We start from the raw sequence: 23,849 nt of genomic DNA, 5'->3' as shown, positions 1-23,849 counted from the left end.
ATGGAAGCGAACCTCTGCGGCCGGCCGACGACGGGCGAGGAGCTCCACGTCTGCATGGGCCTCAACTCCTGCGCGGGCCAGGACGCCGACAGGACCGCCACCATGGCGGGCACCGGCCAGTGCGCCACCGTGCAACACGTGTGCCACGGCGAGGGAGCCTGCCGGGGGCAGGGCGGATGCGGCTACGCCGGTGACGACTTCGAGCAGTTCCACCCCGGCGAACAGGCCTGCCGCTACAACGGCAGCTGCGCCAGCCCCATCAACGAGAGCCGGGTCTTCTCCGGCGGCCCGATGAAGGGCAAGAGCGTCTGGCAGCAGGCGCGCCGCCTCTTCGAGGCACGGATGTACGCGGCGGGCAAGGCGTTCGGCCCCGCCCCCGGGCAGGGCGTCCCGGACGACCGCTTCCCCGAGTACGACCGTCTCACCCCGCCCCAGGCCGGTACCTCCGACAAGGTCACCGCCCTGTTCCGGGCCTCCGCCGACAACCCCCGCGCCCACGAGGGGGTGCGTTTCCCGGACCTGGTGGCCATCGCCCGCAACAGCGTCGGCAGGCATCTGCCCGGCGCGCGGATCACTTTCACCATCCCGGCCGAGGACGCGGCCGTCCTGTACTTCAAGCCCGACGGCCGGCCACAGAGTGCCACTTCCACGGTCACCACCGACAGCGACGGGGTGGCCACCGCCGACCCCCTCTACGCCGGACACACGAGCCCCGGCGACCAATGGGTGACCGTGACGGCCGAGGACGACGACGCGCGGTGCGAGTTCCACGTGACGGTCCTGGCACCCCAGGGGCAGCAATAGCGCCGGGGAAGACGGACGGCACAGCGGCGCGACCCGAGCGCGCGACCCCTCACCCGGGGTTCGGGCTCGGGCTGCGGGGGCCGCACATCCCCTACATCCGCGCGCACCGGCCGCCCGTCGACTTCTTCGAGATCATCTCCGAGAACTATCTGGAACCCGGCACCGACCGCCGACGCGTCCTGGACGAGATCACCGAGCACTACCCGATCGTTCTCCACGGGGTGTCGCTGTCCATCGGCAGCACCGACCCGCTCGACCGCGACTACCTGCGCCGACTGAAGCGGCTGGCGGACGCGGTGGACACGCCGTGGGTGTCGGACCACGTGTGCTGGACCGGAGTGCTCGGCGTGCACACCCACGACCTGCTGCCGCTCCCCTTCACCGAGGAATCGCTGCGGCACGTCGTACGCCGCGCCCGGACCGTGCAGGAGGTGCTGGAACGCCCGCTCGTCCTGGAGAACCCGAGCAGTTACGTGGAGTTCCGCGCCTCCACCCTCACCGAGTGGGAGTTCCTGAGCCGGCTGGCCGAGGACGCGGACTGCGGGCTGCTGCTCGACGTCAACAACGTGCACGTCTCCGCCGTCAACCACGGCTACGACCCCGAGGTATACCTCAAGGCCCTTCCGCACGACCGGGTGAGGCAGATGCACCTGGCCAGGCACACCGACTACGGCACCCACCTCATCGACACCCACGACGCCGAGGTGCCCGACCGGGTCTGGGAGCTCTACCGGCTCGCCGTGGAGCTCACCGGGGGCGCCGCCACGGTCATCGAACGGGACGACAGCCTGCCGCCCTTCCCCGTCCTCCAGGCCGAGCTCGACAGGGCCAGGGCGGTGGCGGCGGCATGCGACGGCGTCCCGAGGGGCGGCGACCATGGCTGACGTCCCGCGATCGCTCGCGGAGATACAGCGATGGATGCAAGCGGCCCTGCTGCACCCCGGCAGGGCCGAGCATCTGGAGGAGGTGTTCACCGCCTCGGGACGCATGTCGGCCGAGGAACGCTTCCGCGTCTATTACCGCGGCTACCGGCTCCGGCTACTGGGGTGCTTGCGCGGCCAGTACCCCGCGATGGTCCACCTCCTGGGGCGCGAGCTCTTCGACGGGTTCGCCATGGAGTACCTGGACGCGCATCCGTCCCGCTCCCCCACGCTGGACGGCCTCGGCGCGGGATTCCCCGATCACCTGGCCCGTACCAGGCCGGACGCGGCGTCGGAGGGCACTCCGCCCGAGGCCTGGATCGATCTCCTGATCGATCTGGCCCGGTTCGAACGGGACTTCGCCGCCACGCTCGACGCGCCCAGCACCGGATCCGACACCGGACGGCTCTTCGAGGCCCGGTTCCCGGTCCACCGCTACGCGGCCGCCGTCCGCCGCGGCGAGGAACCGGAACCACCCGACGCCGAACCGGTGTTCCTCTCGCTCACCCGCCGCGACGGCACCGTGGTCGTCCACGACCTCGCCGCGTCCCGGCCGCCACCGGCCGCCTGACACGGAACCGAACGCACTGGAGGAAGCACATGCCCCACCTCACCACCCGCTCGGCCGTCCGGGCGATCGACGGCATCACCACCCGCGACGAGCTGGCCCGGCACCTGGCCGACGCGGCCCGCATCGAACTCTCCACCATCCCGCCCTACCTCTACGCCGCCTACTCCATCAAGACCTCCGGCTACTCGCAGTGGGCCCAGGGCGCTTCGGCGCAGCGCACCCTCATCGGCATCGCCATCGAGGAGATGCTGCACATGGCCCTGGTGCGCAACGTGATGACCGCGACCAAGTGCGAGGTGGTCGACGGGAAGGAGTTCCGCTTCTACTCCGAGGCCACGATCCCCACCTACCCCGGTGACATGCTCCACCGCGTCCCTCCCCTGACGCTGCACTTGCAGCGCATCTCGACGGCCGCCGTCGAGGGGTTCATGGAGGTCGAGCTTCCCGAGACCAGGCAACAGCAGGCCTCCAAGCCCTCCGACGACGAGTACCACACGCTGGGCGAGCTGTACGACGCGATCGGCAAGGGCATCGTCACCCTGAGCGACCAGATCAAGTGGGGGCCGGAGAACACCCGCTGGCAGCAGCAGTACCAGCGCGGCTACTGGAACCAGTGGGGCGGGCCGCCCAAGCCTCTCCCGGTCGTGGACGAGGGCAGCGCGCTGGACGCCCTCTACATCATCGTCGAACAGGGCGAAGGCGCCCCGGACGAGAACGAGGACTCCCACTACCAGAAGTTCACCCGCGTCCGCGATCACGTGGACGGCATCGGCGTCGTGTACGACGACTCCGGAAAGCAGAAGTACACCATCGACAGCGGGGACGACGCCGTCTGGCCGGTGGTGACGGACCCCAAGGCGACGGACTGCACCGGCCCGGTACAGACGCTGGCGCAGCTCTCCGACGCCGCCTACTGCTACGTCCTGGCGCTGCTCGACAAGCTCTACCAGACCCCGGCGGACGACCCCGCGCCCCACACGGCGGACCCGAAGTCCGTCCGCTACGGCCTTGAGCGCGGCTTCGTCGCCGCCATGCAGGGCGTCCTCTCGCCCGTCGCCGGACTCCTGGTCAGTACGCCCCTCGACGGCGGGAACGCCGGTCCCACGTTCGGCTACCACGATCTGGGAACCTCGCCCAAGCAGGCCCTCATCGACCTGTGCACCGACTCCAAGCTGATGGCCGCCTACCCGCAGCTGGGCGGCGCCGACGGAGTGCTGCACCAGATCAAGCTGCTGCCCGAGTTCACCATCTAGACAGCCCGCGCCGGCTCACGCCCCGATGTCCTCGCCGAACTCGACCACGGGCTCGTCGGGCACGATGTGCATCGCCGCCTCCTCCGCGGAGGCCGCGCCGCCGTCGATGCCCACGTCCCGGGCGAAGACGTCATTGCGCCGGGGCGGCATGGCGTCGATGGTGGCGGTGAGCCGGCCGGCCCGCGCGTCACCGACCTCCTCGTCGATCGGCTCGCCGTCGCCGCCGGGCTGATCGCCGATGCCGTCCCCGTCGGGCATCGTGATGTCGGGGACCTCCTCGGCGAGCCGCTGGTCGAGGCTCTCGCGCTCCCGCTGCTCCCGGGCCGTGGTGCCGTGGTGGCCCACGCCGAGCGGCCTCTCGGGGGGCGAGTAGCCCGCGTCGAGCACCTCGTCGAGGAGGTCACCGTCGAGGGCGTTCTCCAGGTCCAGGTCACCGGGGTTGTCCCGGCGGTCCGAACGGGCCGGCTGATAGACCTCGTCACCCATCACGTCGTCGGACATCGTCCCCTACCCTTCCTCCTCCCGCGCGCTCCCGGGACTACGGCACACCTCCAGTCTCCCCTGTCCGGCCGCCCCGCGCTCCTCGGAGGGCGACAGGGAGTAAGTATCACTTTCAACCACTGGTTGTTCTGCCGCGAAAGGTGCGGCGATAGGTGTCCGGGGGCACGCCGACCGTCCGGTTGAAGTGCCGGCGCAGCGAGGCGGCCGTGCCCATGCCGGTGGCCTCGGCGATGGCCTCGACGCTGTCGTCGGTGGTCTCCAGGAGCTCCTGGGCGCGGTGGATACGGTGGGTGCGCAGCCAGCGCAGCGGGGTGGTGCCGGTGACGGCGTTGAAGTGGCGGGCCAGGTTCCGTGAGCTCATGTTCGCCTGGCGGGCGAGGTCCTCGACCGTCAGCGGCCGGTCGAGCCGCGCCAGCGCCCAGGCGAACAGGCCGGAGAGCGCGTGGGAGCGGGGTTCGGGCGCCGGGGTGGTGACGAACTGGGCCTGACCGCCCTCCCGTTGGGGCGGTACGACCAGGCGGCGGGCCAGCGCGTTGGCGACGGCCGAGCCGTGGTCGAGCCGGACCAGGTGGAGGCACAGGTCCATGGCCGCCGCCTTGCCCGCGGAGGTGAGCACGCCGCCGTCGTCGACGTAGAGCACGTCCGGGTCGACCCGGACCGCGGGGTACCGGGCGGCCAGGGCGGGGGCGTGCAGCCAGTGCGTGGTGGCCCGCCGGCCGTCCAGCAGGCCGGCGGCGGCCAGCACGAACGCCCCCGTGCACAGCGAGACGATCCGCGCGCCGGCCCGGTGTGCCGCGCGCACGGCGTCGACCAGTTCGCCGGGCGGGTCCTCGTCGATGTCCGCGCAGGCCGGGACGATCACCGTGTCCGCGCGCACCAGCCGCTCGAGCCCTTCGTCGGGTTCGAGCCGGAACCGGCCGCCGACCCGTGCGCCGGCGGGCCCGCAGACGGTGAGTTCGTACCACGGGTCGGCGAGGTTGGACCAGTCGACGCCGAACACCTCGCAGGGCGCGGCGAGTTCGAAGTGGCTCACCCCGTCGGTGACGGCCAGCGCGACGGTAGTCATGTCCGAAACTGTACGAGGCGTGGCACTCCCGACACTCGCCGCCCCCGCCCGCCGCGGGAGAGCCTGTCCCGGTCGATGGATCACGTCGATGGATCACCGGAACATGAACGACGACGGGGAGCACTCATGGGAACGACGGGAACGAGCGGGAAGGTGGCCGTCCTCGGCGCCTACGGACACACCGGGCGCTTCGTGGTGGCCGAACTCCTGGACCGCGGCCTGCGGCCGGTCCTGTGCGGCCGTGACACCGGCCGGCTCGACGCGCTGGCCGGCCACCGTTCCGGCGTACGCCCCGGGCTCGACGTCCGGCCGACGGTGGCCGACGACCCGGCCTCGCTGGACCGCGCGCTGGCCGGCACGGACGCCGTGATCAACTGCGCGGGCCCGTTCGCCGGGACGGCCTCCCCCGTGATCGAGGCGGCGCTGCGCGCCCGGATCCCCTACGTGGACGTCGCGGGCGAGGTGGAGGCCGTCGCCGACACGTTCACGCACTTCGCGGAGCGGGCACGGGCCGCGGGGATCGTGGTCGTCCCGGCGATGGCGTTCTTCGGCGGCCTGGGAGATCTGCTGGTGACCGCCGCGCTGGACGGCCGGCGGTCGGCCGACGAGGTGTCCCTCGCCTATGCGCTGAGCAGCTGGCACCCCACCGCCGGGACCCGCGCCTCGTCCCGGGTCTCCAGGGAACGCCGCGGGGGCCGTCGTCTCGTGCACGCGGACGGCCGGCTGGAGCTGCGGACCGATACGGCGCCGACCGGCCGGTGGTCCTTCCCCTCGCCGGTGGGGAGCCAGGCGGTGGTGGAGGAGTTCACCACGGCGGACAGCGTGACGATCTCACGGCATGTCACCGTGCCCGTCATCCACACCTGTATGACCTCCGGCGCCGTCACGGACGTACTGGCCCCCGGCGCACCTGCTCCGGCCCCGGTCGACGACCGCGGGCGCTCGGCCCAGACCTTCCTGGTCGAGGCGGTCGTACGGTCCGGCGGCACCGAACGCCGCGCCGTGGCCCGGGGCCGGGACATCTACGCCGTCAGCGCGCCCCTGGCGGTGGAGGCGGTGAGCCGTGTCCTCGACGGGCGGACGAGGACGGCCGGGGTGGCTTCCCCGGGGGAGCTCTTCGACGCGCGGGACTTCCTGGTGTCGCTCGCCCCGCACGTCTCGGTCGAGTTCGCTCACTGACCGTTCGATCCCGCCGCCGTCGACGGCCGCACCGGATCCCGGCGCGGCCGTCACGCCCTGGTTCGCCTCTCAGCAGGCGCGGGCGATCTGCGATCGCGCGAAGACCGTCGGACCGTCGTCCGGGTGCGCGTGGGGGTCGTTCTGGGGAACGGTGAACTCGTCGACGACGCCCTGTTCGAAGACCAGGGCCATGCTGGACCCGCCGTAGCTGAAGTACCCCAGCTCCTGGCCCCTTCGCACCTCGTCGCCCACACCGACCGACCAGGAGACCGACGAGACCTCCTCCATGCCGATCACCACGGCGCAGACCATGCGCCGGCCGAGTTCCTCGCCGCACTCGATGAACGCCAGCCCGCGGGTGTTCACATGCGCCTGGTAGCTCTGCGAGTGGGTCCACGTCGTCGGGTCGGGCGACTCCTTCCAGGCGGCGCTGAACATCAGGCCCGGCACGATCTCCAGGTGCTTGACCGTCCCGTCCACGGGCACGGTCCACCGGTGGAAGCTGTTGACGGAGAGGAACGACTGGTACACGTCACCGCCGACGAAGGTGCCGACGTATTCGTCCCCGCACTCCGGCGCGCGCAGCATGTCGCTGAGCGAGTACTGCTCCTTGAGCCAGAAGTCCGTCTCCCTGGCCGCTCCGCGCTGGATGTTGTAGACCGTTCCGTCGTTCGGGGCGACGATGACACCGGGATCGCCGTTCCCGGCGAGCGGCCGGAGTTCGTCCTTGATGCGACGGTGGAAGAAGTCGTTGAAGGACGTGAACCCCCAGTGCTTCTCGTCGCGCCGGTCCCAGCATTCGTACTCGTACAGCTTGTTCATCTCGACGGCGGGCTGTGAGAACCAGCCGCTTTCACGGCTGTTCAGCACATGGGCGCTCTCTTCGCTGTTCAGGTAGGCGCACCACTTCCGGAGGACCGGCCGGAGCTTGTCGTTGAACTGCGGCATACGGAACACGACGGAACCCGACGGCGTCAGCCGCATGTACCCGAACAGTGCCGACAACGGCAGGAATATCTGGTGGAGCGGGTTGCGGTTGTACGCGGGCGCCCACCGGACGACGACGTTGAGGTGCTCGATGAGGTCGTCCACGGTGTGGATGTGGCGGTGCGCCTCCGGGACCTCGAGGAGCATGTTCTTCACATACATCCGGGTGGTGAGGTCGGAGTGGATGAAGTCCGCCAGCTCCTGCACGGTGGGGTCGAGGTCCTTCTTGAGGTCCGCCGCCCGCTGGGCGATGCCCCGGTGGAATTCGTCGATCGCCAGCGGGTTTCTCGGCAGATAGCCACCGGCCCGGCCGAAGGTCTTCTGGTAGCGCGTGTGGAGTTCCTGCGGGGTGATGACAGCGGTCATGGCCGCACTCCCTAGTGCTCCTGGGTCTCCGGATCAGCGGGACACATCCTCCAGGGCCGGGAATCGTCTGCGAATCGCTAATCAAGCCATCTCGGACATGGCTGTTTGCCTTCGAACACCGAGCCGGGAGAGGCCCGCCGCGACGCGGCGGGCCTCTCCCGCCCGCGTCAGCCGCCGAGGGCCCCGGGGGCGGGCAGGATCCGGGTGGCCGCGGTGGGGTTACCCATCAGGCCGGTGACCGTGTGGGTGAGCCCGGCGAGCACGCGGTCGGCGGGCGTGACCTCACGGTTCTTCCCCGTGCCGTCGGTGGACGTCGAGGACCCGTCGGCCGCACTGGCGCTCGTGGCCATGCCGCCGCACAACAGGCCGGCCGTGAGCGCGGTGAGGGCCAGCGCGCGGATGCGGCTCGCGCGCTTGGAGCTGAACATAGGAACCTCCGTGACATCGCCGGTGATTTCTTGGCTAGCGACGGTTCCACGGCACGTCCGGCCGTGTGCGGGCTTTCCCGGAAACCACCCTCAACGGCGAACGGACGGACACATGAGCTCCGCGGCGCCTGTCGTCGGCATCCCCATGACGGAAATACACGGATATATACCTGTAACACACCTCTACTACAGTCGCTTCCTCCAGAAGGGAGCGACACATGGAGCACAGCACCGCCGTAACAGCCGGAACGCGGATCCGGCCGGGGACCGAAAGCCATCTGAAGCAGCTCACCGACATCTACAACCACTATGTGACCAGCACCCCCATCACCTTCGACATCGAGCCCGTCACCGTCGAGGACCGGCGGCAGTGGCTGGCCGACCATCCCGCCACCGGGCGCCACAGGCTGCTGGTCGCCGAGGAAGCCGGCACCGTGCTGGGGTACGCCACCAGCGGCCCGCTGCGTGCCAAGCAGGCCTACGAGACGTCGGTCGAGACGAGTGTCTACCTCGCTCCGGAACACACCGGCCGCGGCCTCGGCGGCATGCTGTACCGCGCCCTGTTCGAGGCCCTGGCCACGGAGGACGTCCACCGCGCCTACGCGGGCATCACCCAGCCCAACGAGGCGTCGATGCGGCTCCACGAGCGCTTCGGCTTCCGGCCGGCGGGCGTCCTCCACGAAGTGGGGCGCAAGTTCGGCACGTACTGGGACGTCGCCTGGGTCGAGAAGCCGCTGCGCCAGGGGCCCGCGGGGGCCCCTGGCGTCCTATAGGCGCTCCGTCGACGGCTCTCAGCCGTCGTTGCGCTCCTGCCAGGAGCGGTAGACCTCCACCGCGTCCTCGCGGGGCTCGTACCGCAGGGGCAGCCGGCGCTCGTCCCAGTTCTTGGCGAACTCGTCGTAGAAGGTGCTCAGCTCGAAGTACTTGCGGTCGTCGACGTAGTACGGCTCGTAGGCGTCGCGGGTCGTCAGGAAGACGACCTCGTCCGGCGAGCAGTAATACAGCGAGCCCAGGCACATCGGGCAGGGGTGGGCCAGCACATAGATGGTGGTACCGGTCAGGTGCTCGGTGCCGAGCTTCGTACAGGCCTCGCGGACGGCGAGGATCTCGGCGTGCGCGGTGGGGTCGTTGGTCTGCGCCACCTTGTTGGCGCTCTCGGCGAGGATCTCGCCGTCCTTGACGATGACGGTCGCGAAGGGACGGCCGCCCTCGGCGACGTTCCGGCGGGCGAGGTCGATGGTGCGTTGCGCGAAGTCCATGGGGCTCCTTCGGAAGGATGTCACTACGGCTGCGTGACGGACCGGGGTCAGAAGGGCTTGGTCGGCAGGTACTTGCCGTCCAGGGTGATGACGGCGCGCTCGCCGCCCTCGGGGTCGGCGACCTTCTTCACGTCCAGCTTGAAGTTGATCGCGGAGATGATGCCGTCACCGAACTGCTCGTGGACCAGGGCCTTGAGGGTGGTGCCGTAGACCTGGAGCATCTCGTAGAAGCGGTAGATCGTCGGGTCGGTGGGGATGCCGCCGGGGATCGAGCCGCGCGTGGGGACGGTCCCGAGCAGCATCGCCGCGTCCTCGTCGAGGCCCAGCAGCTCGGCCACGGCCTCGGCGGAGGCCTTCGGCAGGGGGTGCTGGCCGAGGACGGCGGCGGTGGTGAAGGCGACCGACAGGCCGGAGGCGTCGGCGATCTGCTGCCAGGTGAGGTCCTTGCGGACCTTGGCCTCCACGGCCTGGACGGCCAGGGCCTGGCGGGCGGTGGGGTCGAACTGGGCGTGCACCATGAGAAGGGCTCCTTTTCGGGGGGGTGCCGGTCCTCGCGGGAGACCGCGGGAGCGGCGGGTTCTTGGGTGTGGCGGGTTCGTGGGTGTGGTGGGTTCGCGGGTGTGGTGGTCCAGGCCGCGGTCAGGACGCGAGGGCGGTGCCCGTGCCGGTGGGTTCGAGAGCCTCGACGCGCCCGGTGGCGATGTCGAAGACCCAGCCGTGCAGCGTCACCTTCCTCTCCGCCAGCGCCCGGGCGACCGAGGGGTGGGTGGTCAGGTTCGTCAGCTGCGCGTACACGTTCTGGCGGACCAGGGCGCCGACCTTCTCCGGACCGGCCGCCAGGTCGGCGGTGCGGGCCACGGCGGCGTCCGCGTGCCGCAGCCAGTCGGCGACCACCGGCGCGCCGGACAGGTCGTGGCCTTCGGCCAGGGCCGTCATCGCGCCGCAGGCTGCGTGCCCGCACACCACGATGTCGGTCACGCCCAGCACGGCGACGGCGTACTCGATGCTGGCCGTCACCCCGTTGGCACCGGGGGTGTAGGCGGGGACGAGGTTCCCGGCGGTGCGGATGACGAACAGCTCACCCGGCTCGCCCTGGGTGATCAGCTCGGGTACGACGCGGGCGTCGGAGCAGCCGATGAACAACGTGTGCGGTGTGTGGTGCGCGGCAAGGTGGGCGAACAGCTCCGCCTTGGCCGGGAAGACGTTCCGCTGGAAACGCGCGACGCCTTCGGCGAGGTCTGGCATGGGTCACTCCCTTCGGTGTGGCCGACCCCGTGGGGCCGACGGGATCCACCATGCACGACCTGCACCTATAGAGTCCAATAGTCATTGACCATGACTCTTATAGCTCGCATCTATAGTTGCTTCCATGGCCCTGGAACTCCGCCACCTGCGCTATCTGCTCGCCGTCGCCGAGCACGGCAACTTCACCCGTGCCGCCGAGGAGCTGCACATCTCCCAGCCCACCCTGTCCCAGCAGGTCAAACAGCTGGAGCGCACGCTGGGCGTGCAGCTCCTGGACCGCACCGGCCGCACCGTACGGCCCACCGACGCCGGTGAGGCCTATCTGCACCACGCCCGGCGGGCGCTGCGCGACCTCGCCGCCGCCGAACGCGCCGTGCACGATGTGCACGACCTCTCCCGGGGCCACCTCCGCCTGGGGGTCACCCCCACTTTCACCGCCTATCTCGTCGGCCCGCTCACCGCCGGGCTCCACACCCGCCATCCCGGTATCACCCTGTCCGTGACGGAGGCGCCCCAGGACCGGATCGAGTCCGCGCTGCTCGCCGACGACATCGACCTGGGCATCGCCTTCACCGGCTCCCATCTGCCCGGTGTCACCGCCGCGCCCCTGTTCACCGAAACCCTCGTCCTCGTCACCGGCGGCGCGCCCACCGCTCTCTCAGCTCCCCCCACGCCCATGCCGGCCGGGGAGCTGAACAGCCGTCATCTCGCCCTGCTCAGCGCCGACTTCGCGACCCGGGGCCATATCGACGCCTACTTCACCCACCACCGCGTCCACCCCCGTATCGCCGTGGAGGCCAACTCGATCCAGGCCCTCACCGAGATCGTCCAGCGCACTCCCCTGGCCACCGTCCTCCCGGACGCCATCACCCACGACCACCCCCACCTCACCCCCGTCCCCCTCGACCCGCCACTGCCCACGCGCACCGTCGCCCTGCTCACCCGCGAGGGCACCTACCGCAGCGCGGCGGCCGAGGCCTTCACCCGGCTCACCCACGACCTCGTGCGCAGCCGCGGGTACGCCCCCGCGACGTGACCCGCCATGGCTCCCCGTGGGCGCGCGCCGCACCCGTACGGCCGCCCCACGGCTGGCAGCCATGATCGGACCCGAGGATGCTGGAGCGTGACGTACGGCTCGTACTCGCGGGAGAGCGGAGCGGCCACGTGAAGGCACCGAGCACGGGGCGCACGGAGGCGCTGCGGTGGTTCCTGCGCCACCTCCAGGCGCTGCCGCTGCTCCTGCTGATCGGTGGTGCCGTACTCGACTACAACACCCCTCCCCGGTTCAGCGCCGAGGCCTTCTACACCGCCGCGCCGATGTCGGCCGCCGCGCTGCTGTCACTGCGCGCGACGATCCTGTCGGGCATCGGTGCCATCGCCGCCGACTTCGCCCTGCTCGCCCATTTCGGCTTCATCGGGGACGCCAGCGGGTGGAGCGAGCTGGCCACGGTGACGACCGTGTCGGCGTTCGCCGTCGTCGTCAACCGCCTGATGCACTACCGGAACGTTCGGCTGGAGTCGGCGCGGGAGGTGGCCCTCGCCGTGCAGCGTGCCGTGCTCCCCCACCCGCCGACCTCCATCGGATCGCTGCGGATCGCCGTGCGCTACCAGTCGGCCACGAAGGAGGCCCAGATCGGCGGTGATCTGTACGGAGTGCAGGACACCCCGTACGGCGTGCGCTGTCTGGTGGGCGACGTGCGGGGCAAGGGCATGGGGGCGGTCAAGGCGGTGGACGTGGCGCTGGGGGTGTTCCGGGAGGCGGCCGAGGAGGAGCCCACGCTCGCCGACATCGCGGCCAGGCTCGAAAGGGCGCTGATCCGGGAAGCGGCACGACGGGCGGGGCTCGAGCGCACGGAGGGTTTCGTCACCGGTGTGCTCGCGGAGATTCCCCACTCCGGCGACGAACTGCGCCTGTTCAACCGCGGCCACCCGCCGCCGCTGGTGCTGCGCCCCACGGGCGAGGTGCGCGGCGCGGAGCCTTCCGTGCCGGCTCTTCCCCTGTGCCTGTCGGAGCTGGGCCCGGGCGACGGCGTGACCGATACGGTGCCGTTCCCGCCCGGGTCCTGTCTGCTGCTGTACACGGACGGTCTCACCGAGGCCAAGGACCGTTCCGGGGCCTTCTACGACCCCGTCGCGGCGCTGACCGGGCAGGAGTTCTCGGGCCCGGACGACCTGCTCGACGCCCTTCTGGCCGATGTGGGCCATCACACGGGCGGCCGTATCACCGACGACATGGCGCTGCTGGCGATCGCCCGGGTGCGGGGCCCCGGGGGCCCCGCACCCGGGCGGTGACGATCGCGCGGTCGGTGAACAGGGGCGGCTCAGGCGGGCAGGACGGCTTCGATGGCGGTGGTGACCTCGGCGGCGTCCGGCTCGATCCGGGGCGAGAAGCGGGCGGCGACCGTGCCGTCGGGGGCGATGAGGAACTTCTCGAAGTTCCAGCGGATGTCCCCGGTGTGCCCCTCGGCGTCCGCGGTGCCGACGAGCCCGGTGTACAGGGCGTGGCGCCCCTCGCCGTTGACGTCGGTCTTCTCCGTCATGGGGAAGGTGACGCCGTAGGTGGCCGAGCAGAAGGTGACGATCTCCTCCGGGGTGCCGGGCTCCTGCCCCATGAACTGGTTGCAGGGCACGCCCAGGACCGTGAAACCGCGCGAGGCGTACTGCTGCTGGAGCTTCTCCAGTGCGGCGTACTGCGGGGTCAGGCCGCACCGGGAGGCGACGTTCACCAGCAGGACGGCCCTGCCCTTGTACTGGGCGAGGTCGGCCGGGCCGCCGGTCAGGGCGCCGATCTCCACATCGAAAACAGACATGCCGCTCCTTCTGATCCTTGAAATATGTGAAACATGTGCTGGGCAAGCAGAGTAGACGTGTGCCGGGTGTTTGGTGGCCCCGGCCCGGCCGGCCGGGCTACGGCCGGTGCGCGAAGACGTAGCGCGCGTCCCGGGCGGCGAACGAGGGGGACAGCGGGCGCCCGTAGTCCGCCGCGGCCTCCGTGGCCGCCACCTCGCGCACGCTCCAGCCGAGACCGGCCAGGCGGTCCGCCGGCGCGGGCCGTTGTTCGGTGTGGATCAGGTCGCGGACGTCGACCCCCAGGGTGCGGACGCCGTCGTTCGCCGCGGTGCCGGCGAGGCCGGCCGACAGATCGCCGATGGTCTCCACCGCGAGCCGGCTCCCGGGGGCGGAGATCCGGTGGATCTCCTGGAAGAGACTTTCCTCGGCCTCCGCGGGGAGGTAGGGCAGCAGGCCCTCGGCGAGCCAGGCGGTGGGCCGCGCGCGGTCGAAGCCCGCCGCTTCCAGCGCCGTCGGCCAGTCCTCCCGGAGGTCCGCTCCCACCGGCCGGTGGACGCCGCCGGCGGTCGCCCCGTGTTCGCGCAGGACCCGCAGTTTGAAGTCCAGGACGAGGGGCTGGTCGATCTCGTATATGACGGCGTGCTCGGGCCAGGGGAGCCGGAACGCCCGGCTGTCCAGCCCCGAGGCCAGCAACACCGCCTGGGTGACGCCGGCTTCGGCGGCCCGCCGGAAGTAGTCGTCGAAGGCTCTGGTCCGCACGGCGACGTAGGTGGTCGCCTCCAGCCAGTACCCCTGTCCGTCGAACGCCGCGGCTTCGACCTGGGACGTGGGCAGCTTCACCGGCGCCCGGGCCGCCTCGACGAAGCCGAGCGCGTACGGATCCTCGGTCAGGGCGTCGGGACGGCTGGTCTCGACGGCCCGGGCGGCCGCCACCGCCAGCGCCGTGACGCCGACTCCCGAGACCACGTCCCACTGCCGGCCCATGCTCACGAACGCCTCCCGCTCCCCTGGCCGCCGCTGCTTTGCGGAGGCACCCTCACCCTCCGACCCTAGTCACGCGCCCGGCCACCACGCCAGGCCGGTCCGGCAGTTGTCGGGAATCTCCTGGACGCTATTCTGGTACAACGTACGAGAACCAGCACGGGAATCATTCCCAGGGGGAGCGATGACAACCAACGCGCACACCACCGTTTCGAGGACCGCCTGGACGCCGCCCACCGGACGGCCTCCACTGTCCTCACGGATGATGAGAGCCACCTGGCGGCGTCTCCCGGCCGGGCGGTACCGGGCCGGGTGGGAGCCGGGGCTGGTGGTCCCGGCCGCCGACGGCAGCCCGCTGCTCACGGACCATTACTTCCCCCGCGCCGAGGGCGACTTCCCCACCCTCCTCGTGCGCTCCCCCTACGGCAGGGGACTGCCGTGGTCGTCCCTGTACGGCGTCCTCTTCGCCGAGCAGGGCTTCCACGTCGTGATCCAGAGCTGTCGCGGCACCGGCGGCTCGGGCGGCCGGTTCCACCTGTGGCGCAACGAGGCGGCGGACGGCCTGGCCACGGTGGCATGGCTACGGGAACGCCCCTGGTTCGACGGAACACTGGGCACGGCCGGCCCCAGCTACCTGGGCTACACACAGTGGGCCCTCGCCCAGGACCCGCCGCCGGAACTCAAGGCGATGGTGGTGCAGTCGGGCCTGCACGACCCCCATGGCTATTTCCACGCCCACGGCGCGCTCCACCTGGAGAACGCCCTCATCACCTGCCTCGGCATCACCCACCAGCACCGGGGCCCCGTCCCCTTCACCAAGGCCGTGCTGCGGCTCCGGCGCCATATGCGCCGCATCACCACCGCTCGGCCACTGCGCGGCGCGTACGCACCCGCCCTCGGGGACGAGGCGTCCTGGCTGGACGACGCGTTGGCACACCCGGACGCCGACGACCCGTACTGGTCGGGCGCGCGCCCGGACGAGGCTCTGGACCGGCCGAGCGTGCCCACCGGTCTGATCACGGGGTGGCACGACGTCCTGGCCGGCCAGTCCTTCGAGCAGTACGCGCGGCTGCGCCGGGCCGGGTGCGAGACCTCCCTGCTCGTCGGCCCCTGGACACACAACTCCGCCTTCCAGCAGGGCTGGACCGAGGTGTTCACCGAAACCCTGGCCTGGTTGCGCGCCCACCTGTGCGCCGACCGCTCCGGCCTGCGTCCCGCGCCCGTGCGCGTGCACGTCGGCGGTGAGGACGCCTGGCGCGAGCTCGACGCCTGGCCGCCGTCCACGGCCGCCGCGTCATGGTTCCCCTCCCCGGGCGGCCAGCTCATCCGCCAGGCCCCCACGGACTCCGCGCCGCTGGCGTCCTTCCGCTACGACCCGGCCGCGCCCACCCCGTCCCTCGGCGGCCCCCTCCTCTCCCCCACCGCCGGCTCCCGTGACAACAGCGCCCTCGAAGCCCGGGACGACGTCCTGACCTTCACCGGCCCACCGTTGACGGAGTCCCTGGACGTCCTCGGCCCGGTCTCCGCACGGCTGACCGTCTCCTCCGACACGGGCCACACCGTCGTCTTCACCCGCCTGTGCGACGTGGACGCACAGGGCCGTTCCGGCAACGTCTGTGACGGGGTCGCCCGGATACGGACCGCCGGGCACACCCCCACCGAGGTCACCGTGCCGATGAGCGCCACCGCCCACCGCTTCGCCGCCGGGCACCGGCTCCGCTGGCAGATCAGCGCGGGCGCCCATCCCCGTTACGCCCGCGACCCGGGCACCGGCGAGTCGCCGCTCGACGCCTCCGTGTTCGTACCGGTCGTGGTCACTCTGCACGCGGACTCGGCGTTGACCCTCCCCCTGGCCACCGGGCCCGCGCGCCCCGACGACGCGGAGCGCCCCGACGCGTAACCGGTCAGTGGCCGGCGGTGAGTTCGCCGTTCGCGGCGAACCGGTCGATGGCCGCGAGCACGTGGTCGCTCGTCGTGGCGCCGCCCAGGTGGCCCGCGTCGTCGACGACGATCAGCTCCGCGCCGGGCCAGGCCCGGGCGAGTTCCCAAGCCGTGTCGAGAGGGCCGGCCAGGTCGAGCCGGCCATGGATCAGGACGCCGGGGATTCCGGCCAGCCGGTGCGCGTCGCGCAGCAGCGCGCCCTCCTCCAGCCACGCGCCGTGGGAGAAGTAGTGGGAGCAGATGCGCACCAGCGCGATCCGTGCCCTGGGCGGCCGGTCGCCGTAGGGGCGGGCGGCACCTCGCGTCTCCCCCGACAGGACCGCGTCCTCCCACGCGCACCAGTCGGCCGTCGCCTTCTCGCGCACCGCCGCGTCGGGGTGCGCCATCAGCCGTGCGTACGCCCCGACGACGTCCCCGTCGCGCGGGGTGCCCGGGGCTCCGGCGAGGAAGCGCTCCCACGCCTCGGGGAAGAACCGGCCGGCGCCCCGGTAGAGCCAGTCGATCTCCGAGCGCCGGGTGGTGGTGACAGCGGAGACGACGATCTCCGAGACCCGTTCGGGGTGCCGCTGGGCGTAGGCCAGGATGAGTGTCGAACCCCATGAGCCGCCGTACAGCAGCCAGCGGTCGATGCCGAGGTGCCGGCGAAGCCGTTCCATGTCGGCGATGAGGTGCTCGGTGGTGTTGTGCCGCATGTCGGTCGTGGGGTCGGCGGCGTGGGGGGTGCTGCGGCCGCAGCCCCGCTGGTCGAACAGTACGACGCGGTAGCGGCCGGGATCGAAGTACCGGCGCGCCCCCGGGCCGCAGCCGGAGCCCGGGCCGCCGTGGACGACGAGCGCGGGCCGGCCTTCCGGGTTGCCGCAGACCTCCCAGTACACGAGGTTGCCGTCACCCACGTCGAGCATGCCCTTGTCGTACGGCTCGATCGGCGGATACAGCTCCCTCATGGCGGGACTCCCTCATGTCCGGCGTCAAGGACGTGCAAACGTTACGGCATCCCCGGCACACCGCCGGGCCCGTAAGTGACGCGCAGGCGCGGCGGGGACGGCGAGCCGGGCGGGCGGCCGCGTACGGGCACGTTCCACCCATGGGCGGGGGGCCTTCGGTGGCGTCGCGCCCGTATCCGGAGAGGCCCGGGCCGAGTCCTTCCCCGGGGAGGTACCGGCCGGGCAGGTGCAGGGGCTCGTTCACGACGTCCGGGGAACCGGCCGGGCGGTGGACGACGCTGCGGCGTTGCTGACGCTGATTCATACGGCGGTCGATGCTGTCGGCGGGCCAGTCGCGGCTGACCTTGTCGGCGGAGATGTTGCGGGCCGCCGCGATGTCGGCGACCTTGACGCCCCGGTCGCGGGCCTGCTGGACGATGGCGGCGTCCAGGTCCTGGAGGTCCTTGCAGGCCTCCGCGCTGCCCTTGAGGAGGGCGAGGGCCTGGGAGCGGGGGGAGTCGGCTCCGGTGAGCCCGGTGCGGTCGGCGTGGGCGAGGTCGCGCAGCCGGTCGATCCGCTGCCAGAGTTCATCGAGGATCTGCTGGACGTACCGGTCGTGGCGCTCGGCGTCGGGGGAGACTCGGCGTGCGGGGCTGATGCGGTAGTACGCCTTTCGGCAGGCGTCGCTGCAATATATCCGGGGCCTGCCGTGCCGGGTGGAGGGTACGGGTTCGGAGCACGCCGGGTTGCGGCAGATCGCCGTACTGCCCACGCCGTTGGTCATCTCGGGGGTAGCCCTTTCGGGGTGCTGTCCTGTGGAGTTCTGTCTCGCCGGTGGCGGTGCGCGGTGCCGCCCGGACCGTGCGTCCCCTCCCGTCGGCCCGGGCGGCTGACGGCATCTCACATACCGCTCAGCCGCCGGTAGCGGAGGCAGGAGCGGCCCGCGTACGGCAGCGCCGTGAGGACGGCCGCCGCGGCGGCGGGCAGGACGTCGGGCGAGAAGATGAGCACCAGTCCGGTCACCGCCAACGCCACGAACGCGCTCGCCTGGAGGTCCACCGTCAGGTCACGGACTTCCCGGACTCCGGCGACGCCGGAGCGCGGGGTGTTACCGTCGGTCGAGTGCCGCGCCGTGCCGGGAACGGCTTGTCGCGGCATGTGGTCAGGAGGCATGACGCCCTCCGGGGTTCGAAGTGAACAAGAAAAGGGGCTCTGGCACTGCTTGACGGCCAGCCAGGGCTCCCTCGTTTCCACGGACGCTACCGGGCCATCACTTCGATACGCCAACATTACGAACCGTAATGGGCAGCGTTGCCCGAACGAGCGAAAAATTCTCAAATCCGGGCAGGGTCAGGGTCGTTTTCGATCTCCGACCCACCACTTCATGCCAGTAGTGGCCATCCGCTCCCTCCCCGCCAGGGAGTCCCTGACGTGCCCGAGCCGCACACCGAAAGGGGAACTTAGGTTAGCCTAAGCTCTCTTCGGCCGAACGGCTCGCCGGATCCGCTTGTGAGGACGGACAGCATGCAGCGACAGCACAGCCAGGGCACCCCCGGTAGCGCACGCACCCGCGACGGCCGCGAACTCTTCTTCATGGAGCACGCGGGCCCCGCCGGCGCCGCCCCGTTGACGGTGGTGTTCGAAGGCGGTCTGGCGGCGACCCGCTCGTACTGGGCGCTCGTCCAGCGGGACGTGGCCCGTTCGGCGCGCGCGGTGGTCTACGACCGGAGCGGCCTCGGCCGCAGCGCCCCCGATCCGTCGGGGGTGCGCGACCTGCGGCGGCTCGCCGACGATCTGGGCGATCTCCTCGACCACCTCGGGCCGGGGCCCTACGTGCTCGTCGGGCACAGCTGGGGCGGGCCGGTCGTCCGCCTCGCCGCCGCGGACCGGCCCGAGCGGATCGCCGGGCTGGTGCTCGTCGACCCCACCGACGAGGCGTGCGAGCTGCTCTTCGACCGGTCCATCCGCAAACTGGAGAAGAGCCGTCTGCGGGTGGCCCTGCTGCTGGCGCGCCTCAAGGTGTTCGGGCTCCTCTTCCGCAAGGTCACCGCCGCCCTGCCGCCGGACGCCGCGGCCGACATGCGCGCGGAGGCCTTCACCGTCGCTGCGGTGCGCGCCATGGGCGCCGAACAGGCGGGCATCGAGGCCGACTTGCGGTACCTGCTGGAGCACCCGCCGGCCCTCGGCGACATCCCGCTCACGGTCATCTCCGCCACCCGGCGCACCCCCGGCATGAGCGACAAGGCCCGCGCGTCCATCAACGCCTCCCACGCCCACCGCGCCCGGCAGTCGCCGCACGGGCGGCACGTCCTCGCCCGGTGGGCCGACCACATGGTCCCGACGGCCGAGCCCGAGGTGATCGCCACCGAGGTGCGCAGCCTGCTCACCACCCCGGAAACCACCGCCGGGGCCTCCCCGGAGGCCGCCCCGGAGCGCTGACCCGGAGCGCTGACCCGGAGCGCTCACCCCTCCCGTGCAGGCTGCTCAGCCGGGCGCCGGGGCCGGGGTCCCCGGGGCGGCGGACGGGGGCACGCCGCCCCGGAGACGTGCGCGGGACCTCAGTGGCCGAGGGCGAGCTGCGCGATGCGGACGATCACCAGGATCATCGCGGCGAGCAGATAGACCCGCAGGGCGGTGAGGCCGATCTTGCGGCCGGTGGAGACGACGGGCGCGGGCAGTTCGTCCAGCGGCGGCATCCGCCAGTTTTCCTTGCCCGCGCGGTCGACGGGCGCGGCAAAGGCCCAGCCCTTGCGGCGGCGGCGCGTCTCGGCGTAGCCGAGGGCGAGGATGCCGGCGACGCCGCAGATCCCCATGATGTCGAGGATCGCCCCCGAGGTGATGCCGGGGAAGACGACGGCGGCGGTCAGGATGACGGACAGGGTGACGAGGACGGCGACGACGACGGAGGTGAAGATGTTCGTCGCGCGCCCGTTGACCCACGGGCCCAGGACGGACTTGTCGTTGCAGAGCAGGAGCAGGAAGACCGAGGCGGAGGGGAGCAGGACGCCGGCGAGGGTCTGGACCCCCTCGGTGAGCAGGCCGAGCGGTGAGCCGGGGATGACCACGATGACGGCGGCGGTGAGGATCAGACCGGCGAAGACCGCGTAGAACCCCTTGGCGCCCCGGATGCCGCGGTGCAGCGAGTGCTTGAGCCCCATGACGTCGCCGATGGCGTAGGCCGTCGACAGGGAGACGGCGGAGGCGCCGATGATCGAGGCGTCGAGCAGCGCGACGGCGAACAGCACGCCCGCTGTCCTGCCCGCGTACTTCTCCAGTCCGGATGCGACACCGGCGGCGTCGGTGAAGCCGCCGGATCCGGCGTGGCCGGTGAAGGCGGCGGCGGTGAAGCCCATCATGGCGGCGGCGCCGATGACGACGATGACAATGCCGAGCCACAGATCGGCCTTCTCGTAGCGCATGAAGCGGGGAGTGATGCGCTTGTCGATGACGTACGACTGCTGGAAGAACAACTGCCAGGGGGCGACGGTGGTACCGACGATCGCGATGATCAGCAGCATGACGTCGGACAGCTGCGAACCGTGCGGCATGCCCGGCACGACGAAGTCGTGCGCCATCCGCCCGGCCGGCGGGTGGGCGATGAAGTAGATCGGGATCAGCAGCAGCGAGCCCGCGCACAACAGGATCGCGGTGCGCTCGAAACGGCGGAACGAGCCGGTCGACGCGGCGGCGACGACGATCACGGCGGCCAGCAGGACGCTCGGTACCTTCGGCAGTCCGAGGTAGCCGACGGCCAGGGTGATGCCGATGAACTCGGTGACGATCGTCAGGGCGTTGAGGAGGAAGAGGTCGATGACGGAGAACGCGCCCCAGAACTTCCCGAACCGCTCCAGGATCAGCCGCGCGTGCCCGACGCCCGTCACGGCGCCGAGCCTGAGGACCATCTCCTGATTGACGTAGAGCACGGGTATGAGCAGAAGAAGCGTCCACAGCAGGCTGGTGCCGTAGTTCTGCCCCGCTTGGCTGTAGGTGCCGAAGGCGCCGGCGTCGTTGTCGCCGACCATCACGATCAGGCCCGGTCCGATGATCGCGAGGAGTGTCTTCAATTTGGCGGACAGGCCCTGGCGGGATGCCGTGTCGCCGCTTTTGATGGTGCCCAGGGCGCCGCGGATGTCGCCGACGTGGGCGTCGTCGAGCACGGCGGTGCGCGGCGCGGGGACGGCCGGTGCGGTGATGCCCACGGCGGTGGTGGTACTTGCGGTGGCGGTGCCTGCGGTGATGGTGCCTGCGGTGGCGGTGGTCAGGTCGGTCATGACAGCCTCCCGGTCCCCCGTCCGGGGGAGGTTCTGGGGCACGCGGCAGCGATCCTCCCTGCGAGCGGGCAGCACGAGGACCCGAAGCGGCGGATCGCCGCACGGGTGCCGGCTGCGAGGCTGTGGCGCGCGGCGCGCAGGGAAGGTGGTTACCGCGTACCGGTGGTCGACGAGGACATGCGGATACGGGGCCTACTGTGACCCGGACTGTGGCTGCTGCCGTCCATGTCTCTCGCCTCCTCCCGGCCGGGGCGCGCGCGGGCGCCGTGACGAACGCGGCAAGGGCGTCTCTCGACGTCGAACCATCGCGAACGTGGAGCAGCATAGCGCGTTACTTGCACGTTTACGCAAGTAGTTGACCCAAGCTTGACGCCCCACGACGGTGCGCCGCCTCCTCGCTTAATTCCGTTGCCGTGTCCACCGGTTCCCCGTATGTTGCTCCTGTTCCTTGTTGCCGCCGATCGGAGTAGGACGTTGCTCGTCTGAGGTCCGGAGACACCGCGCCACGCAGCCGCGCCGCCACAGTGCCGCCGCTGCCCGCGTTCGTGTGCGACCTCGACGCTTGAGCCGTCCCCCCGCCGGTCCCGGGTTCCTCGATCGTTCCCCCGCCGGCCCTGGTCGCCCCCTGGTGTCCCCACGCGTCGCACCTGACCGCATTTCCCAGCGACCACCGGAGGCCCGCATGGCTGCTCCGTCTTCCTTCATCACCTGCACCTCGCTTTCCTACGCCTGGCCGGACGGCACCGCCGTCTTCGACGACCTCCAGGTCTCCTTCGGCCCGGGCAGGTCCGGGATCGTCGGGCTCAATGGCTCGGGCAAGTCGACGCTGCTGAAGCTGATCGCCGGGGAACTCGCCCCGGCCGAGGGCGCCGTGCGCGTCACCGGCGACATCGGGTACCTGCCGCAGAACGTCACGCTCGGCACCGCGCTCCGCGTCGACGAGGCCCTCGGCATCGCCGCCACGCGCGCGGCGCTCCACGCCATCGAGGCGGGCGACGCGCGCGAGGAGCACTTCACAGAAGTCGGCGACGACTGGGACGTCGAGGAACGCGCTCTCGCGGCGCTCGACGGACTGGGCCTGGGCCGCATCGGCCTGGACCGCACCCTCGGCGAGCTGTCCGGCGGGGAGTCGGTACTGCTGCGTCTGGCGGCGCTGCTGCTGCGCCGCCCCGACGTCCTCCTCCTGGACGAACCCACCAACAATCTCGACCTGTACGCGCGCCGACGGCTGTACGCCGCTGTCGACGCGTGGCCCGGCGTCATGGTCGTGGTCAGCCACGACCGTGAACTCCTCGACCGCGTCGACCAGATCGCCGATCTGCGGGGAGGCGAGGTCACCTGGTACGGGGGCAACTTCTCCGCGTACGAGGAGGCGCTGGCCGCCGAGCAGGAGGCGGCCGAGCGGATGGTCCGGGTGGCCGGGGCCGATCTGCGCAGGCAGCGGCGCGAACTGGCCGACGCCCAGGTCAAGCTGGCCCGCCGCAAGCGGTACGGCCAGAAGATGTGGGACTCCAAACGCGAGCCCAAGGTCGTCATGGGCGAGCGCAAGCGGCAGGCCCAGGTCGCCGCCGGCAAGCACCGCATCCTGCACGAGGAGAGGCTCGCCCAGGCGAGGGAACGGCTCGACGAGGCGGTGGAGGCCGTGCGCGACGACGATGAGATCCGCGTCGACCTCCCGCACACCGCGGTGCCGCCGGGCCGGTCCGTCCTGACCCTGCGCGACCTCGTGCTCGCGTACGGGGCCCGGGTGGAGGGCGAGTTCGAGCTGCGCGGCCCCGAGCGGATCGCACTCGTCGGCCGCAACGGCGCGGGCAAGACGACGCTCCTGCGCACCGTCGCGGGAGAGCTGGAAGCGCTCTCGGGCGAGGCCACGGCCCATGTGCCGCTGCGGTTCCTGCCGCAGCGCCTCGACGTGCTCGACGAGGAGGCCACCATCGCCGAGAACGTGGCGCGGTTCGCCCCGGAGGCCACCGGCAACAGGATCCGGGCCCGCCTGGCCCGCTTCCTGTTCAAGGGCGACCGGGCCGGACAGCGGGTCGCCACCCTGTCGGGCGGCGAGCGCTTCCGGGCCACCCTGGCGGCCCTGATGCTCGCCGAGCCCGCGCCCCAGCTGCTGCTCCTCGACGAGCCGACCAACAACCTGGACATGGCGAGCGTCCGCCAGCTGACCACGGCCCTCGAGTCGTACGAGGGAGCGCTGATCGTGGCCGGCCACGACATCCCCTTCCTCGAGTCCATCGGCGTGACACGCTGGCTGCGCCTGGACGGCGAGCTCCGGGACACGACGGCGGAGGAGGTACGGGATGAGACGGCCGACGTCTGAGCGACCGCCCCTCCGTCACTTCGCACGACCCGTCACTTCAC

At 71.4% G+C, this 23,849-nt stretch carries 24 protein-coding genes; 11 read left to right on the top strand and 13 right to left on the bottom strand.

Going from position 1 to position 23,849, the window contains the following annotated elements:
• From ACFYZR_RS25255 to ACFYZR_RS25240, 4 genes are read left to right on the top strand one after another with little or no spacing between them, the layout of a single operon-like run.
• Window positions 1-804, top strand: coding sequence for a hypothetical protein (locus ACFYZR_RS25255; RefSeq protein WP_391913997.1), 804 nt, complete (start codon window positions 1-3; stop codon window positions 802-804).
• The gene (locus ACFYZR_RS25250) at window positions 759-1,688 is read left to right on the top strand and encodes a DUF692 domain-containing protein (protein ID WP_391913995.1); all 930 of its coding nucleotides are present in this window, start codon (window positions 759-761) and stop codon (window positions 1,686-1,688) included. The genes ACFYZR_RS25255 and ACFYZR_RS25250 overlap by 46 nt, the downstream gene beginning before the upstream one ends.
• Window positions 1,681-2,295: a DNA-binding domain-containing protein gene (locus ACFYZR_RS25245; RefSeq protein ID WP_391913993.1), complete on the top strand. Its 615-nt coding sequence runs from the start codon at window positions 1,681-1,683 to the stop codon at window positions 2,293-2,295. The genes ACFYZR_RS25250 and ACFYZR_RS25245 overlap by 8 nt, the downstream gene beginning before the upstream one ends.
• A 29-nt stretch (window positions 2,296-2,324) precedes the next feature.
• Entirely contained in the window at window positions 2,325-3,548 is a 1,224-nt protein-coding gene (locus tag ACFYZR_RS25240; protein WP_391913991.1) for a ferritin-like protein, read from the top strand.
• A gap of 15 nt (window positions 3,549-3,563) precedes the next feature.
• Here the strand turns inward: ACFYZR_RS25240 and ACFYZR_RS25235 are convergent, their stop codons facing one another.
• Window positions 3,564-4,049 (bottom strand): DUF5709 domain-containing protein, encoded by a 486-nt coding sequence (locus tag ACFYZR_RS25235; RefSeq protein WP_391913989.1) that lies wholly within the window; start codon window positions 4,047-4,049, stop codon window positions 3,564-3,566.
• A gap of 112 nt (window positions 4,050-4,161) precedes the next feature.
• Entirely contained in the window at window positions 4,162-5,115 is a 954-nt protein-coding gene (locus ACFYZR_RS25230; protein WP_391913987.1) for a GlxA family transcriptional regulator, read from the bottom strand.
• Between the two features lie 126 nt (window positions 5,116-5,241).
• Between ACFYZR_RS25230 and ACFYZR_RS25225 the strand changes: the two genes are divergently transcribed.
• The gene (locus tag ACFYZR_RS25225; protein ID WP_391913985.1) at window positions 5,242-6,294 is read left to right on the top strand and encodes a saccharopine dehydrogenase family protein; all 1,053 of its coding nucleotides are present in this window, start codon (window positions 5,242-5,244) and stop codon (window positions 6,292-6,294) included.
• 69 nt (window positions 6,295-6,363) lie between these two features.
• On the opposite strand, the gene ACFYZR_RS25220 is transcribed toward ACFYZR_RS25225, so the two are convergent.
• Both ACFYZR_RS25220 and ACFYZR_RS25215 read right to left on the bottom strand, forming a co-directional pair.
• Window positions 6,364-7,647 carry a phosphatidylserine decarboxylase family protein gene (locus ACFYZR_RS25220; protein ID WP_391913983.1) on the bottom strand — a complete coding sequence of 428 codons (1,284 nt, stop codon included), beginning with the start codon at window positions 7,645-7,647 and terminating at the stop codon, window positions 6,364-6,366.
• Window positions 7,648-7,814: 167 nt separating this feature from the next.
• Window positions 7,815-8,075, bottom strand: coding sequence for a hypothetical protein (locus ACFYZR_RS25215; protein WP_391913981.1), 261 nt, complete (start codon window positions 8,073-8,075; stop codon window positions 7,815-7,817).
• A 218-nt stretch (window positions 8,076-8,293) separates the two neighbouring features.
• On the opposite strand from ACFYZR_RS25215, the gene ACFYZR_RS25210 reads away from it, so the two are divergent.
• Window positions 8,294-8,848 carry a GNAT family N-acetyltransferase gene (locus tag ACFYZR_RS25210; protein ID WP_391913979.1) on the top strand — a complete coding sequence of 185 codons (555 nt, stop codon included), beginning with the start codon at window positions 8,294-8,296 and terminating at the stop codon, window positions 8,846-8,848.
• 18 nt (window positions 8,849-8,866) lie between these two features.
• On the opposite strand, the gene ACFYZR_RS25205 is transcribed toward ACFYZR_RS25210, so the two are convergent.
• The 3 genes from ACFYZR_RS25205 to ACFYZR_RS25195 all read right to left on the bottom strand — a co-directional run bounded on the left by ACFYZR_RS25205 (window position 8,867) and on the right by ACFYZR_RS25195 (window position 10,579).
• Window positions 8,867-9,334, bottom strand: coding sequence for a nucleoside deaminase (locus ACFYZR_RS25205; RefSeq protein ID WP_391913977.1), 468 nt, complete (start codon window positions 9,332-9,334; stop codon window positions 8,867-8,869).
• A 47-nt stretch (window positions 9,335-9,381) separates the two neighbouring features.
• A complete protein-coding gene (cynS, locus tag ACFYZR_RS25200; RefSeq protein WP_391913975.1) occupies window positions 9,382-9,852 on the bottom strand; it encodes a cyanase in 471 nt (156 codons plus the stop codon).
• A gap of 121 nt (window positions 9,853-9,973) precedes the next feature.
• Window positions 9,974-10,579 carry a carbonic anhydrase gene (locus ACFYZR_RS25195; RefSeq protein ID WP_391913973.1) on the bottom strand — a complete coding sequence of 202 codons (606 nt, stop codon included), beginning with the start codon at window positions 10,577-10,579 and terminating at the stop codon, window positions 9,974-9,976.
• A gap of 124 nt (window positions 10,580-10,703) precedes the next feature.
• On the opposite strand from ACFYZR_RS25195, the gene cynR reads away from it, so the two are divergent.
• Together cynR and ACFYZR_RS25185 are read left to right on the top strand one after the other, a co-directional pair.
• A complete protein-coding gene (cynR, locus tag ACFYZR_RS25190; RefSeq protein ID WP_391913971.1) occupies window positions 10,704-11,615 on the top strand; it encodes a transcriptional regulator CynR in 912 nt (303 codons plus the stop codon).
• A gap of 128 nt (window positions 11,616-11,743) precedes the next feature.
• The gene (locus ACFYZR_RS25185; RefSeq protein ID WP_391913969.1) at window positions 11,744-12,871 is read left to right on the top strand and encodes a PP2C family protein-serine/threonine phosphatase; all 1,128 of its coding nucleotides are present in this window, start codon (window positions 11,744-11,746) and stop codon (window positions 12,869-12,871) included.
• A 29-nt stretch (window positions 12,872-12,900) separates the two neighbouring features.
• Here ACFYZR_RS25185 and ACFYZR_RS25180 read toward each other — a convergent pair whose 3' ends face one another.
• Window positions 12,901-13,389: a glutathione peroxidase gene (locus ACFYZR_RS25180; protein ID WP_391913967.1), complete on the bottom strand. Its 489-nt coding sequence runs from the start codon at window positions 13,387-13,389 to the stop codon at window positions 12,901-12,903.
• Window positions 13,390-13,486: 97 nt separating this feature from the next.
• Window positions 13,487-14,353, bottom strand: coding sequence for an SAM-dependent methyltransferase (locus ACFYZR_RS25175; protein WP_391914173.1), 867 nt, complete (start codon window positions 14,351-14,353; stop codon window positions 13,487-13,489).
• Between the two features lie 262 nt (window positions 14,354-14,615).
• Here ACFYZR_RS25175 and ACFYZR_RS25170 point away from each other — a divergent pair, with 262 nt between their 5' ends.
• On the top strand, window positions 14,616-16,250 hold the full coding sequence (locus tag ACFYZR_RS25170; protein WP_391914171.1) for a CocE/NonD family hydrolase: 1,635 nt from the start codon (window positions 14,616-14,618) through the stop codon (window positions 16,248-16,250).
• 4 nt (window positions 16,251-16,254) lie between these two features.
• On the opposite strand, the gene pip is transcribed toward ACFYZR_RS25170, so the two are convergent.
• From pip to ACFYZR_RS25155, 3 genes are all read right to left on the bottom strand, one after another.
• Window positions 16,255-17,235 (bottom strand): prolyl aminopeptidase, encoded by a 981-nt coding sequence (gene pip / locus ACFYZR_RS25165; RefSeq protein WP_391913965.1) that lies wholly within the window; start codon window positions 17,233-17,235, stop codon window positions 16,255-16,257.
• A complete protein-coding gene (locus ACFYZR_RS25160; RefSeq protein ID WP_391913963.1) occupies window positions 17,177-17,998 on the bottom strand; it encodes a hypothetical protein in 822 nt (273 codons plus the stop codon). The genes pip and ACFYZR_RS25160 overlap by 59 nt, the downstream gene beginning before the upstream one ends.
• A gap of 116 nt (window positions 17,999-18,114) precedes the next feature.
• Window positions 18,115-18,372: a hypothetical protein gene (locus ACFYZR_RS25155; RefSeq protein ID WP_391913961.1), complete on the bottom strand. Its 258-nt coding sequence runs from the start codon at window positions 18,370-18,372 to the stop codon at window positions 18,115-18,117.
• Window positions 18,373-18,738: 366 nt separating this feature from the next.
• Between ACFYZR_RS25155 and ACFYZR_RS25150 the strand changes: the two genes are divergently transcribed.
• Entirely contained in the window at window positions 18,739-19,653 is a 915-nt protein-coding gene (locus ACFYZR_RS25150) for an alpha/beta fold hydrolase (RefSeq protein WP_391913959.1), read from the top strand.
• A 119-nt stretch (window positions 19,654-19,772) separates the two neighbouring features.
• Here ACFYZR_RS25150 and ACFYZR_RS25145 read toward each other — a convergent pair whose 3' ends face one another.
• Window positions 19,773-21,485, bottom strand: a complete 1,713-nt coding sequence (locus ACFYZR_RS25145; RefSeq protein WP_391913957.1) for an NRAMP family divalent metal transporter — start codon at window positions 21,483-21,485, stop codon at window positions 19,773-19,775.
• Between the two features lie 682 nt (window positions 21,486-22,167).
• Between ACFYZR_RS25145 and ACFYZR_RS25140 the strand changes: the two genes are divergently transcribed.
• Window positions 22,168-23,808 (top strand): ABC-F family ATP-binding cassette domain-containing protein, encoded by a 1,641-nt coding sequence (locus ACFYZR_RS25140; protein ID WP_391913955.1) that lies wholly within the window; start codon window positions 22,168-22,170, stop codon window positions 23,806-23,808.
• Window positions 23,809-23,849: the final 41 nt, after the last annotated feature.

Source organism: Streptomyces sp. NPDC001678 (assembly GCF_042892945.1).
In the GTDB taxonomy this organism is placed as follows: Bacteria; Actinomycetota; Actinomycetes; order Streptomycetales; family Streptomycetaceae; genus Streptomyces.
This window is presented reverse-complemented; position numbering and strand designations above follow the sequence as displayed.

What these genes read in the sequence shown, in the direction of transcription:
- ACFYZR_RS25245 (WP_391913993.1), top strand. Translation starts at nt 1,681, where the DNA reads ATGGCTGACGTCCCGCGATCGCTCGCGGAGATACAGCGATGGATGCAA.
- ACFYZR_RS25215 (WP_391913981.1), bottom strand. Translation starts at nt 8,075, where the DNA reads ATGTTCAGCTCCAAGCGCGCGAGCCGCATCCGCGCGCTGGCCCTCACC.
- ACFYZR_RS25155 (WP_391913961.1), bottom strand. Translation starts at nt 18,372, where the DNA reads ATGCCGCGACAAGCCGTTCCCGGCACGGCGCGGCACTCGACCGACGGT.
- ACFYZR_RS25210 (WP_391913979.1), top strand. Translation starts at nt 8,294, where the DNA reads ATGGAGCACAGCACCGCCGTAACAGCCGGAACGCGGATCCGGCCGGGG.
- ACFYZR_RS25240 (WP_391913991.1), top strand. Translation starts at nt 2,325, where the DNA reads ATGCCCCACCTCACCACCCGCTCGGCCGTCCGGGCGATCGACGGCATC.
- ACFYZR_RS25220 (WP_391913983.1), bottom strand. Translation starts at nt 7,647, where the DNA reads ATGACCGCTGTCATCACCCCGCAGGAACTCCACACGCGCTACCAGAAG.
- ACFYZR_RS25170 (WP_391914171.1), top strand. Translation starts at nt 14,616, where the DNA reads ATGAGAGCCACCTGGCGGCGTCTCCCGGCCGGGCGGTACCGGGCCGGG.
- pip (WP_391913965.1), bottom strand. Translation starts at nt 17,235, where the DNA reads ATGAGGGAGCTGTATCCGCCGATCGAGCCGTACGACAAGGGCATGCTC.
- ACFYZR_RS25180 (WP_391913967.1), bottom strand. Translation starts at nt 13,389, where the DNA reads ATGTCTGTTTTCGATGTGGAGATCGGCGCCCTGACCGGCGGCCCGGCC.
- cynR (WP_391913971.1), top strand. Translation starts at nt 10,704, where the DNA reads ATGGCCCTGGAACTCCGCCACCTGCGCTATCTGCTCGCCGTCGCCGAG.
- ACFYZR_RS25205 (WP_391913977.1), bottom strand. Translation starts at nt 9,334, where the DNA reads ATGGACTTCGCGCAACGCACCATCGACCTCGCCCGCCGGAACGTCGCC.
- ACFYZR_RS25140 (WP_391913955.1), top strand. Translation starts at nt 22,168, where the DNA reads ATGGCTGCTCCGTCTTCCTTCATCACCTGCACCTCGCTTTCCTACGCC.
- ACFYZR_RS25175 (WP_391914173.1), bottom strand. Translation starts at nt 14,353, where the DNA reads ATGGGCCGGCAGTGGGACGTGGTCTCGGGAGTCGGCGTCACGGCGCTG.
- ACFYZR_RS25195 (WP_391913973.1), bottom strand. Translation starts at nt 10,579, where the DNA reads ATGCCAGACCTCGCCGAAGGCGTCGCGCGTTTCCAGCGGAACGTCTTC.
- cynS (WP_391913975.1), bottom strand. Translation starts at nt 9,852, where the DNA reads ATGGTGCACGCCCAGTTCGACCCCACCGCCCGCCAGGCCCTGGCCGTC.
- ACFYZR_RS25160 (WP_391913963.1), bottom strand. Translation starts at nt 17,998, where the DNA reads ATGACCAACGGCGTGGGCAGTACGGCGATCTGCCGCAACCCGGCGTGC.
- ACFYZR_RS25150 (WP_391913959.1), top strand. Translation starts at nt 18,739, where the DNA reads ATGCAGCGACAGCACAGCCAGGGCACCCCCGGTAGCGCACGCACCCGC.
- ACFYZR_RS25225 (WP_391913985.1), top strand. Translation starts at nt 5,242, where the DNA reads ATGGGAACGACGGGAACGAGCGGGAAGGTGGCCGTCCTCGGCGCCTAC.
- ACFYZR_RS25230 (WP_391913987.1), bottom strand. Translation starts at nt 5,115, where the DNA reads ATGACTACCGTCGCGCTGGCCGTCACCGACGGGGTGAGCCACTTCGAA.
- ACFYZR_RS25235 (WP_391913989.1), bottom strand. Translation starts at nt 4,049, where the DNA reads ATGTCCGACGACGTGATGGGTGACGAGGTCTATCAGCCGGCCCGTTCG.
- ACFYZR_RS25145 (WP_391913957.1), bottom strand. Translation starts at nt 21,485, where the DNA reads ATGACCGACCTGACCACCGCCACCGCAGGCACCATCACCGCAGGCACC.
- ACFYZR_RS25255 (WP_391913997.1), top strand. Translation starts at nt 1, where the DNA reads ATGGAAGCGAACCTCTGCGGCCGGCCGACGACGGGCGAGGAGCTCCAC.